10 protein-coding genes are annotated in these 12505 nt (G+C 36.6%); 4 read left to right on the top strand and 6 right to left on the bottom strand.

Translation table 11 applies throughout. The features are described 5' to 3' along the window. Positions 1–28: 28 nt before the first annotated feature. From AO058_RS12930 to AO058_RS12915, 4 genes are all read right to left on the bottom strand, one after another. Entirely contained in the window at positions 29–847 is an 819-nt protein-coding gene (locus AO058_RS12930; protein ID WP_083634181.1) for a fimbrial biogenesis chaperone, read from the bottom strand. A gap of 81 nt (positions 848–928) precedes the next feature. After that, complete coding sequence (locus AO058_RS12925; protein ID WP_075326956.1) at positions 929–1423, bottom strand: DUF4402 domain-containing protein; 495 nt, start codon at positions 1421–1423, stop codon at positions 929–931. A 92-nt stretch (positions 1424–1515) separates the two neighbouring features. Continuing rightward, positions 1516–2001, bottom strand: a complete 486-nt coding sequence (locus tag AO058_RS12920) for a DUF4402 domain-containing protein (RefSeq protein WP_075326955.1) — start codon at positions 1999–2001, stop codon at positions 1516–1518. Positions 2002–2178: 177 nt separating this feature from the next. After that, positions 2179–2679 carry a DUF4402 domain-containing protein gene (locus AO058_RS12915; protein WP_075326954.1) on the bottom strand — a complete coding sequence of 167 codons (501 nt, stop codon included), beginning with the start codon at positions 2677–2679 and terminating at the stop codon, positions 2179–2181. Between the two features lie 291 nt (positions 2680–2970). Here AO058_RS12915 and AO058_RS12910 point away from each other — a divergent pair, with 291 nt between their 5' ends. Both AO058_RS12910 and AO058_RS12905 read left to right on the top strand, forming a co-directional pair. Next, positions 2971–3387 (top strand): DoxX family protein, encoded by a 417-nt coding sequence (locus AO058_RS12910; protein ID WP_075326953.1) that lies wholly within the window; start codon positions 2971–2973, stop codon positions 3385–3387. After that, positions 3387–4784 (top strand): amidohydrolase family protein, encoded by a 1398-nt coding sequence (locus AO058_RS12905; protein ID WP_075326952.1) that lies wholly within the window; start codon positions 3387–3389, stop codon positions 4782–4784. Before AO058_RS12910 ends, AO058_RS12905 begins: the two co-directional genes overlap by 1 nt. Before the next feature lie 85 nt (positions 4785–4869). On the opposite strand, the gene AO058_RS12900 is transcribed toward AO058_RS12905, so the two are convergent. Both AO058_RS12900 and AO058_RS12895 read right to left on the bottom strand, forming a co-directional pair. Further along, a complete protein-coding gene (locus AO058_RS12900) occupies positions 4870–5166 on the bottom strand; it encodes a hypothetical protein (RefSeq protein WP_075326951.1) in 297 nt (98 codons plus the stop codon). A gap of 124 nt (positions 5167–5290) precedes the next feature. After that, complete coding sequence (locus AO058_RS12895; RefSeq protein WP_075326950.1) at positions 5291–6118, bottom strand: OmpA/MotB family protein; 828 nt, start codon at positions 6116–6118, stop codon at positions 5291–5293. Positions 6119–6500: 382 nt separating this feature from the next. Here AO058_RS12895 and AO058_RS12890 point away from each other — a divergent pair, with 382 nt between their 5' ends. Further along, on the top strand, positions 6501–7355 hold the full coding sequence (locus AO058_RS12890; protein WP_177195709.1) for a hypothetical protein: 855 nt from the start codon (positions 6501–6503) through the stop codon (positions 7353–7355). Between the two features lie 84 nt (positions 7356–7439). Further along, complete coding sequence (locus AO058_RS12885) at positions 7440–12434, top strand: translocation/assembly module TamB domain-containing protein (protein WP_075326949.1); 4995 nt, start codon at positions 7440–7442, stop codon at positions 12432–12434. The last annotated feature ends 71 nt before the right edge of the window (positions 12435–12505 follow it).

Below are 12505 nucleotides of genomic sequence, written 5' to 3'. Positions count from 1 at the left end.
TGCTTATAGCGAAGTGTTTTGAATATTTTTATAATTCATAAATTTTACTCGCAAGCGTTTCTCCCTTTTCTTCCGCATATGAAACTTCCAATTTTCCACTATTCAAATCAACTTCAGTAGCATTTCTAAGCTCAAAGCTAAAAATCCTTTTTTCATTAGGCGTATACACCGAAACTCCTTTTACCATCCCAACCTCGGTTTGAGTACCATTAGGGGCGATATGAGTTGCTGTTAAATTCCCGTAGACTGACATATTTCCGGAACGATTAATTACCAGAGACAATCTTGGGTTCTCAGTATCCGTCTCTAATGCAAGATCGGTAAGTGTAATATTTGTTGTAGATGTTCCTTCTCTAATAATAATGGGGATACTAATTCCAAATACAGTTTTTATGTTAATGGAAATTCCATCGCTTTCTTCGGTTTCTTCTGCACCAAGCGCGGTTTGATCTTCTACTGCACGAAAATACATATGGGAACGGTATTCACCCTGTTCCAGGTCTCCGGTTCGGGTCTTTTGTACCCGAATAGTTTGTGCTTCATTAGGAGCCAGAATCACACGCCTTGGAAAATAGCGAAGAAAATCTTCAGCAAATCGCTGACCTTCTTCAGGCGCTTCCACCTGTTCAAAATTTCCTTTTTCGGTCATGATGTAATTCACAAAAGAAATAGCATAAACTGCGGTATCGCTGCCGGTATTAGCCAGGTTGATTTCCTGGGAACGCTCAGAACCTTCAAATACCAAACGTTTAGGCATAATCATAAGATCTCCCTGCGCGTATGTAGCAAGTCCTGAAAAAACAAAAATAAAGAAAAGGAGTAGGGGGCTAAGTAGTTTTTTTATCATATCCTGGGGCTGGATTTTGGGTTATATCATTGTGTACAAAAATACTAAATAAGAATTTACCTGTTAAGGAAATCTAAAAATTTAATTATAGGATACCGTTACATTAAATCCGGAAGAATTAGTATAAAAGCCGGAAGTCTGGTTGGCTTCAAGGTTTAAAGTACCGCCAATTTTAATGATATCGATAACATTGCCTTCCTGGGGTTGAATAATAAACTGATCTATAACAAGGACCTGGGTAGGATTTTCCTGGTTATATAACGTAAATTGTTCGGGTAGGCTAATAGAATAATTATTATTGCCGTGAGTAACTACTGCTTCGGCGGGGTTTACCGTTCCCGGAATAGAATTAGAAATCTGTACGCCATAAGCAACCCGCGAACCATCTGGCGACAAAATCACCTGTCCTGGGTTATAAGCACTTATTACGTTACCAAAATCAAGGTCTACCGTTTTATCAATTTTAATAGGATCTATAACCGTTGCCCTGCTATTTACCGTAACTGAAGCCGAATTTTGCGCAAATAGGCTAAATCCGATTAAGCTAAAAAATAAAATGAAAAGATAATTTTTCATTGTGATTTATGTTAAAGCGATTAGACAAGAAATAGGTTTAAACTAAAAAACGCCGCCACAGCGGGCGGCGTTTTAAATATTCTTAGATAATATTATTCGTAAGAAACCGTTACTTGAACTTCACCTTCATAAATTCCTTCTGCTGCATCAGATGGTACATTTAATGTGCCACCAACGGTAAAAGAAGTTGCACTATTATTAGCACTGCCCGCTGTTGAAGTTAGATTAGTTAAGGAAAGCGTGTTTTCGCCTAAAGTAGGAGAATCAACTACATCTAGTTCTAAACTATAAGCAACGTTGTCCGACTTAGTAACAGTAAAAGTAGGAACCGAGAAAACATCGCCAGGAAGAACCATATCAGTTTCTGAGAAATTTTTCTCACTGCCGTCAGGTAAAATTACGATAGTAGCGTCATTGACAGAGGTAGTAAAAGTCCCGAAATTTAAGACTCCAGAACTAGCTATTCCTAATGGACTAACTATTTCAGCATTAACTTGGGCTTCTCCAGTTACGGAGTTTTGTGCAAAAGCAGTTCCAGAAATAAGGCTTACAAGTAGGATTAAAGTAATTTTTTTCATTTTGAGTATTTTTTAGTTTTTGATTTGGGTTCAAAAGTTTAACACTGCAAATATGGGGGTAAACCCTTATACGAATGAAACTTATTCGATAATCAAGATAAAATACTCGTTGAAATGCACGTTTAGATAAATTTATGATAAAACTACAACGATATAGTAGTTTTTGTTGAGGAATATTCAATTGTAGTTTACGGTAACCTGTAAATCATTATTTGTTTTATAGTCTCCTGGTTTCTGATTAGGATTAACAATTAGACTGGCGCCAACTCTTATTGTTTTACCATCACCATTTATACTGCTCCCATCATAATTAGTAGTAAAATCCTGAAGTATCATACTTTCACTTCCGCTGCTTAATCGGTGTGTTCCCCTGGGCAGGCTTATCCCAAAAGCAAAACCACTTTGCCCGGTAACTTCAAAAGTAGCGGCAGAAAAATTTCCTCCATCAGCTAAGACTAACTCCCCAGTGGTAATTCTGGTATTTTCGGGAGTAAGAATAACCGCACCACCATTTTGAGCATCAATATTTGCGAATTGCATATTAGAAGTGGTAGTGATTCCTATAGGTTGAATAATTGTGGCAGAAGCTGTAAAATTTGCTGTAGCCGAGGCTTGAGCAAAAACAGGAGACATTCCTGTAAATAGAAGAATTAGTGTTATTAAATAAAATCGTGTCATTAAGATAATGCATTAAATAAATTCTCGGATTATAAAGATATAAAACCCCCTTGATTAATCATCGATAAAAGACATAAAATATCGATGAAATACGTTTTTTTTGCCAATTATTAAATCTAAAAGCTTAATTCGCTCTTAATTTTTGTCTATGTAGTGGTTGATGAGGATCTCATTAAGGATTTTCTAATAATCTGAAACAAATTCTTTATTTCGAAATCCTAAATTCAGTAGCTTATGAAAAGAATATGTTTAAATTAGAGGTTTAATCTACTATCTGAAAACAATTTATCTATGAGAAACGCTTACACCACCAGTTTGAACCTTCAGAATACCGATTTTGGTTTACTCTTATTTAGAATATTTATCTCTGGCTTAATGCTTACCCACGGGGTTCCAAAACTTATTACATTTTTTGGGAGCGAGGAGATTGCTTTTGCAGATCCTATTGGGTTAGGGGAAACCGTCACCTTTACTTTTGCTGTTTTTGCAGAATTTGTATGTGCCATACTTATATTATTTGGATGGGCTACCCGGTTTGCAGCAATTCCTTTAATTATTACCATGGCTGTGGCTGCAATTATTGTTCACTGGACCGATGGTTTTGGTCGCCAGGAATTGCCTTTACTATATATGGGAGGATTTCTCTTGCTTTTCTTTACCGGTGCAGGTAAATTCTCCCTGGATTATTATCTTTTAAAGAAAAAGTAATGAAAAATGAGCGTAGGGATTTTTTAAAGAAAACCGGGTTGCTGGGAATCGGCGGATTTATCAGTCCGTTTTCTGTTTTTTCTGAAAATCAACAAAAACGCTTTCAATTCCAGCAAAATTCCTATTTAATTAAAGAGGCCTGCGTTCTCAGTATGGATGAAGAAATTGGCGATTTTAATTCTGCTGATGTCCTTATTGAAAATGGAAAAATAACAAGGTTGGGAAAGAATATTGAAGGTCCCTCATACACTGAAATAATAAATGCCGAAGGCGGTATTTTAATTCCCGGCCTTATAGATTGTCATTGGCATTTATGGACTTCCTTATTAAGAAGTATGGCCGGGGATTCTGCCGAAGAAGGTTACTTTAAAATGACGGCGCGTTATTCCAGGCTGTACTCGCCTGAAGATATGAAACTGGCCGCAACTTATGCTATCGCTGAAGCAGTTCATTCGGGAATTACCTGCATAAGCGATTATAATCATAATGCCAGGAGCCCGCAATTTGTACAAGCCAGTTTTGATGCTATGGCCGCAATGGGCATTCGAGGTCACATTAGTTATGGAACCTATCGTGACTTACCCGATAGCCAGCCTACAGATTTTAAAGGAATTAATGAATTAAAACAGTTTATCGATTCAAATTCAAAGTATAAAGGTATTAGTTTGGGTCTTGGTTCGCGCTCTGTGAATTATAATAATCTTGAAAAAGACTGGAAGCACGCCCGGGATTTGGGCTTAAGAATTACCATCCACGCAAGTTCAAACGAGAGTCAGAAAGGTCAGATAACCTCACTTTTTAAAAAAGGTCTTTTAGCTGAAGATGTCAATATTATTCACGGCAATGCAATAACTCCAGATGAAATTAAAATGCTAGAAGATACCGGGACGAGTCTTACTATGACACCATATTCTGAAATGCGCATTGGCTACGGACTTCCTAAAATAAATGAGCTGTACGAAGCTAATATTAATTGCTGCGTAGGTATAGATACTACCGCTTTAACAGGTAACGCTCATTTACTTGATACTTTGAAAATGCTCCAAAATCTCGCAAATGCGAATGCCAAAGATGAATTTTACCTGCATCCAAAGGAAGTTTTAAAAATGGCCACAATAAATGGAGCTATAAATTTGGGTATAGATAAGAAGACAGGTTCTATCACTCCTGGAAAAAGCGCCGATTTGGTTTTACTTAAAAAATCTGATATTAATTTTTCTACGGGGAATAAACCTTATCACCTGGCAATTGAAGCGGCGTTGCAGGAAAATATTGATATGGTCATGGCAAAAGGAAAGATTTTAAAGTACGATGGGAAGCTTACTGGTATAAATGCCAAAGACTTAATAATTCAGGCTAAAAATCGTTTTGCCGAAATGGAAAAAGAAATTAATTAAAAACCTTCCCGAAATTACAGCTTTACAGGAAGGTTTTCAAACTTTTCGTTAATCTATTTAAGCTTTTATCTTGCTTTAAATTCAACTAGTTATCCTTTGTAGTATCAGGATCGGGAATATCATCCAGGTCTCGCTTTTCTTTCTCGGTTCCTCTTTTATTAAATCGGTAATTTTCTTCGTCTACCAATTCATCCCTATCATTTTTGGCAGTTTGATTACTACCGGGGATATCTAAATTATCGGCAGTAAAATCTACCGGTTTTTCCCTGTCTAATTCTTTATCCTGACCTTTATTCATACTTCGACCTTTTTTATTTAAGGCTTGTTTATCTTCAGAAGTAACATCAGAATCATACTTTTTCTTTTCTTCTTGCTTACTCATATCTCTATATTTTTCTTTTAAATTAAGAAATAGAAGAGAACCTTCAGGTTAAAAACTGGTTAAAATAAAAAGGCCTAAAAAGAATTAAATCTTTTTAGGCCAGTAATATTGGAAATACGGTTGATTATTCAGATTCCAACATTGCAAAGAATTTATCCAGGTTAGGTATAATTACAATTCTGGTTCTCCTATTTTTAGCTCTACTTTCGTTATCTACATTATCTACTAATGGTTGGTAGCTACTTCTACCAGCGGCGATAAGTTTCTCTGGTGCAACATCGTACTTATCCTGAAGTAAACGAACAATTGAAGTTGCTCTTCTTACACTAAGATCCCAGTTATCCTGGATGTAAGAACCTTCTACCATTGTACGATCGTCTGTATGTCCTTCAATCATCACTTCCATGGCTGGCTCAGAGTTAATAACTTCAGCAAGCTTTTTTAGTAAAGGTTGTGCTTTGTTAGATACTCTGTAGCTTCCGCTTCCAAATAATAGTTTATCTGAAACATTGATCATTACTACAGTTTCATCTACAGTAATATCAATATCTTCATCATCAGAGCCTTCAGAAATATTGCTTTTTAAATTATGAGAAACCGCAAGGTTAATAGAATCTTCTAAAGTTTCGGCACCCGCTACTTTTTCAGGATCCATCTTTGCGATTGTTGCCCGCATCTGGGCCTTGTTATTATTAGACATTACAGTAAGATCGTTCATTTCCATCTTACTATCGTTCTCCTCGCGTAAAGAATTGATTTTTGAGTTGTAATCTGCAACGCGTTCTTCTATACGTGCAAATTTTTCTTCGATTTCCTCTTTTTCTACCTGAGTTTTTTGCAACGTACTACGGGTATCGTTTAATTCCTCTTCTAAAGTTACATACTTTTTCTTAGAAACACACGAGCTTAGCATTGTTGCGGCTAAAACGGTTACGGCGATTGTTCTTTTCATATTTCGGATTTTTTAAGTTAGGCCTTGTATAATTTAGATTTGGTTTTTTGTAAGGCTTGTAGATATTGGGCGAGAATCATACCATGTTGGTAAAGTAGTTGATAGTAGAAAGTAGGTAAACCCCGGTTGTTTTTTTACCTTCTCATTTTATGAGACTTAGAAAGACCCTTTAAGGAGAAATTAACTTTGTAGAACGGTTTTTGAATATATTTTCTATTTGATGAAACCTGTGGAATTCTTTTAAAATCTGTGGTAAAATTACACACATTCCTCAAACTTAAAAGTCAAATTTGCTCCATTCTCGTCAGTTTTAAACGACTTAACTACAATAAGTTGAGATTGAATTATATAAATATTAGTACTAATTTAAAAATGGGGAATTATGAAGAATTTAGAATCTTTTTACCGGTTGGTTTTCGCATTACTGCTTGTCTTTAGTTTATCGACGGCTTGTAGTAATGATGACGATGTAGATGAAGTAGATGATGTAACCGATGATCTTACAGATGATATAAATGGATCTGACGACGGCAATGGAAATGGAGATGGAAATGGTGAGCCCGATCCTGATGCCGCAGCTGTTTTTGTTTTAATAGATGAAGAGAGCATAGATAACGGAAATGAACCAAATGATTTCTCTGAAACCGATGTAAATGATGATATTTCCGAAATAGGCCAGAGAGAGGTGCTCGCATATTTTAATGAAAATACCGGGGAAGAAATCACACTTTATACCGGCCAAACCGGCGACGAAGCCTGGTTTGTATTAAAAGAGATTCCATCTTCCTGGGATGAAGCGGGGCCAAATGAAAGTGGCGCGAGAAATTTCATGGAAGCCGGCCCCGGTTTGGGACAGGACGAAAGTGAAGATCTATTAGATGAAGTTCCCGATGTCACGCCACTTAGAGCAACCGGCTTGTCCATGTTAACTGGTCAAACCATTATTGCCGTAGTTTATGATAGCGATATAAGTATTAATTACGATCCTTTAGTAGGAAATTTGCAGGGAGAAAATCTTGGGGTAGTGGCTTTTGAAGTATTAAATGTTACTGAAAGAACAGATGGTTCAGATTCAGATCTTCCTTCTGTAAATATCAGGATTTTAGAATATGCAGCAGTTGAAGCATTGGGATTGAACTTATTTAGCAACGCGCCAACGCCTGAATCTTCTTCAGAACCTGAAGATACCACCCCGCCAGAAACGATTCCAGATATTGAATTAAGTCCCGCTGAATAATGCTTAATTAACTAAACCTTAAGCCTAAAAACTTCATTTTATTGTGAGAATACAATAAATTTGAAATTCTAGCGATCACGGGATTTGGAAAAAGAAAAAAAGAAGAAGAAAAAAAGATACCGCATATTAAAGATCCTCGCAAAATTCTTTGCGGGGCTCTTTATTTTTATAATACTTTTGCTGCTTTTTATTAGAAGTCCCTGGGGCCAGGACATCATTAAAGAGCAGATAGTGAAGAATATTTCAGGTAAAACGAATACCGAAATTAGCCTCGATAAACTCTTTATAACCTTTGCCGGAAATATCCAATTGGATGGTCTTTACCTGGAAGATAAAAAAGGCGATACCCTGGCCTATTCGAAATCCCTGGAGGCCGATATTCCTATTTGGCCCATTATTCAGGGCAATGCTATAAATATAGATAATATAGATTGGGAAGGCTTAAAAGCCAATATTACCCGAAAAGATTCTATTGAAGGTTTTAACTACGAATTTTTAATTGAAGCCTTCGCGGCAGATTCTACCCAACAAACTCAAACCACGACCGCACAAGATACTACTGCTTCACAGGAAATAAATATTGGCGATTTAAATTTTAAAGATTTTGACATAACATTTAAAGATGATGTTATGGGAATTGATACCCAGATTGAGCTTGAGGAACTCATCGTGGAACTGGAAAAAACCGATCTTGAAAAAATGGATTTTCGTGCCGGCAATGCCAGTATAACCAATGCACAAATAAATTATACACAAACCAAACCATTTCCTGAACCACAAAATGAAGAACCGGTCCCTATGCCTTATTTGGTGGTAGATAATTTTAACCTGGAAAATGTGCAGGCTAATTATAATTCTATTCCAGATGGTATTAATGCGAATCTTGATATCAATGAATTTTTAGCTGAAGTCCCATTAATGGATCTTAAAGCTCAGGAGATTAAAGTGAATAGTATTGCACTGAATAATTCTGATATTAAAGTTGAAATGAAAACTTTAGAAAAACCTCAGGATACCACTACAACCGAAGCTTCCCCTTTTACCTGGCCCGAATGGAAAGTTGCTGTAAATGAAATTAATTTTTCTGAAAATAAATTGAGTTATTTAATAGATAGCGCTGAGCCTAGACCGGGGAAATTTAATCCTGAAGCCCTGGTACTTGATTCTCTTAATTTTAATGGCAATAATTTATTTTTAAAAGATCAAAATGCAGGAGCAGAGGTTACTGCCTTAAATTTTAATGAAGCTTCAGGGATAAATTTGAAAAAGCTGAATTTCAACTTAAAACTTGAAGAAACGCAATTAAACCTTTCAGACCTGGCATTAGCTTTAAATAAAAATCAATTAGAAGGTGAGGCTACTGTAAAATATAATTCCATCCAGGAGTTGATTAATAATGCTGAAAATGCAGAGCTTGCGTTAGATTTACCCACTATTTCAGTAGATCTAAAAGATGTTTTTAGATTTCAACCAGATTTGAGATCTAATCCTTATATGAAGGAATTAAGCACAAATAACGTATCAGGAAATCTTCTGGCTTCAGGAAAACTTTCGGCTATAGATATTTCACGTGCCAATTTTAGATGGAAAAACACTTCATTTTCAGCTAATGGAAATATTTACAACGCCACAGATCCCAATAATATTCAGTTAAATATTCCTCGTTTTAATGCAAAATCCCGAAAATCAGATCTCACGGGTTTTGTAAGTGAAAAAGATTTGGGTATCAATATTCCTAAAAATATTCAGCTTAGTGGGAATTTTAAAGGAGGCCTGGAAGATCTTTCTACCAAAGCCCTTTTACAAACTTCAGAAGGGGATATTCGTATAAATGGGAACTTCTCAAACCAGGAAGAAATTGTTTTTGAAGGAACCATGACTTCAGAAGAACTTCAGCTTGGAAATATTTTGCAAAATGAAAGCCTGGGTGCATTAAATATTGAAATTGAAACTTCCGGGAAAGGAAGTACAATAAACACGCTAGATGCTACACTAGATGCGAAAATAACTTCATTTGCATATAACAACTACGAGATAAAAGATCTTAATATTCAAGGTGATATTGAAAATGGAAGCGGGAATATCACTTCAAGTTATAAAGACGATAATTTAGAATTGGCGTTAAACTCCCAGGTAGAGCTAGATTCGGTTAAACCTAGAGCGAATCTTAATTTAGATCTAAAAGGGGCCAGGTTACAGGAACTGGGATTGGCATCCCGGGATATTCGGTTGGCCTTTAAACTGGCAGCCCAATATGAAGGTAACGCAGAAGAATATGAAACCTATGCCGATATTAAAGATGCGGTGGTAGTTTATGATAATAACACCTATCTCCCCGGAGATTTAAGCGCTCACGCTTTTGTGCGCACCGATTCTACTTCGTTGCAAATAAATAATAAAATCTTAGAGCTGGATTTAAACTCCAATGCCGATCCTGTAGATTTATCTAATGCGCTAAACCGCCATTACGAATCTTATTTTACCGAGGTAGATCCGTTAGATACCGTGCAAAAACCGGTCAATCTAAAACTGCGGGGCACTATAATGGACGATCCTGTTTTGAGTGAAGTTTTCTTATCTAATTTAGAAGAATTAGACACTATTCATATTGAAGCCGATTTTAATGAAAAAGAGCGAAAACTTGACGCCCTGGTAAGTTTGCCATATATAAATTATTATAGCAGTGAGATTGACAGCCTGGAATTCAGCTTAAATTCCGATCCCGATAATTTTAATTTTAACCTTGGATTTAACGCGATTAACTCTGGGCCTATCGCAATCCAAAAAACCGATTTTCACGGAAGTCTTACTGAAGATAAACTATTTCTTGATTTTACCTCAATGCAGGGTGAAGAGCGTTTAATTCATATGGCTTCAGAAATTATAAAACCAGGAGACAGTATTGAATTTCATATTAATCCGGAAGATTTAATTCTTAATAAAAAAGAGTGGAATATTGCCGCTAACAACAAGATGGTGATTTACGACCAGGAAATTACTGCGAATAATTTCCGGTTAACCCGAAATAACCAGGAAATGCTATTAAGCAGTGAACTTTCTTATTCAGATAAAAATCATATAGGCTTAGAGTTTAAAAACTTCAATTTAGGTGCCATACTTAATTATTTTAATCCCGAAGAAGAATTAGCCACCGGGCAATTAAACGGCCATTTAATTTTTGAAGATCCGTTGCAAAAAATTGGAATTCTGGCAGGAATGGAGATCAACCAACTTAATGTAATGCAGGTTGAACTTGGTAAACTAAGTTTAAATTCTACCCCGAAAGCCGATTTTTTATACGATGTTGGCCTGGCGATAAAAGGCGAAAACGTAGATCTTGATATGAGTGGCGATTTCCAGGCGCTAGATTCTACAACCGTGGTAGATATGGAAATGCAGATTAATAAAATTAATATGAAAACGGTTGAAGGTTTTTCAATGGGAGCCATTAATAACGGTGAAGGAAGTTTTTCTGGAAATTTGAGCTTGAGCGGGACTACAACCGAGCCGGAATATAACGGCGAGCTTCAATTTGATGAAGCTCAATTTCGGGTAGCACTTCTTAATGCCCCTTTCAAATTCCCATCAGAAACTTTAGAATTTGATAATGCGGGAATCTATTTTAATGAATTTAGAGTGGAAGATAAAGATGCCAATTCGTTTGTAATAAATGGAGAGGTTTTAACCGAAAATTTACTAAATCCTGAATTCAATTTAAATTTTAAAGCCAGGAATTTCCAGGTGCTTAATTCTACCAAAGAAGATAACGAAATGTTCTATGGCACCGCCACCTTTGATGCCGATGCCACTCTAACCGGCGATCTTAATATTCCTATTTTAGATATGAATATCACTATAGGTTCTAATACCGATTTCACCTATGTAATGGTAGAAGAAGAATTGGCTATGCAGGAGCGAGACGGAATTGTGATTTTTACAAACCGGGAAGATCCAGATGATATTCTTACCGGAAACGAGGAAGAAGAATCGGCTACGCTCACGGGTTATGATATTAATGCCAGGATTAATATAAATGAAGAAGCCGCATTTAGTATAATTATAGATGAACAAACCGGCGATAATTTTAGGGTAAAGGGAGAAGGAGAATTAGATTTTAATATTTCACCTAACGGAAGAATGACCCTGGCTGGCCGATATACAATGAACGACGGGCACTATGAAATGAGTTTATATAATTTGGTAAAGCGTAGATTTGATATCGCTGAAGGCAGCCGAATTTCCTGGGCGGGAGATCCTTTTGACGCTTCTTTAGATGTGAGTGCTATTTATAGGGTAGAAGCATCACCTTCTTCGCTTATGGCTACCACACAGGGTGCAGGGAATAACCAGTTTAGAAGAGAGTTACCATTTTTGGTTTATCTTAATGTAGATGGAGAATTAATGCAGCCTAAATTATCTTTTGGGCTACAAATGCCAGAAGAAGAACGGGGTGCCGGTGGTGGCCAGGTTTACGGTCGCTTACAACAATTAAACAGTCAGGAAGCAGAATTAAATAAACAGGTTTTTTCCTTGTTGGTACTTAACCGTTTTTACCCAACATCAGGAAGTGCTGGAGACGGTGGCGGAAATCTTTCTATTGCCCGCGATAATTTAAATCAGGCCTTATCAGATCAATTAAATATGTTCTCGGATAAATTACTGGGAGATACCGGTGTGGAACTTAATTTTGGCGTAGATAGTTATACCGATTACCAGGGAAATACCGCTACCGAACGTACCCAGGTAGATATAGAAGCCCAAAAGCGCTTACTGGACGATCGTTTAATTGTGAGTGTGGGGAGTGAAGTAGATGTGCAGGGAAGTAATAGGCCCGGGGAAGAAGCCAGCCCGGTAATTGGAAATGTAAGCATAGAGTATTTGCTTACCGAAACCGGGAGATTTAGATTGAAAGGTTTTAGAAGAAATGAGTTTGAAAATGTAATAGACGGCCAGCTAATTGTTAGTGGTATAGCCTTTATCTTTACTCGTGAATTCAATGAATTTCAGGAATTATGGGATAATTTCTTCCTGAAAGAAGACGAAGAAGAACAGGCTCAAGATAATGAAGAAGAGAAATAATAGAAATCGGCGTTTTTTAGAATTATTTACTGGCAAATTATAGGAAAGATTATAAGATCCTGACTTAATTA

Origin of the sequence: Salegentibacter sp. T436, assembly GCF_001932675.1 — a bacterium.
Classification (GTDB): Bacteria; Bacteroidota; Bacteroidia; order Flavobacteriales; family Flavobacteriaceae; genus Salegentibacter; species Salegentibacter agarivorans.
This window is presented reverse-complemented; position numbering and strand designations above follow the sequence as displayed.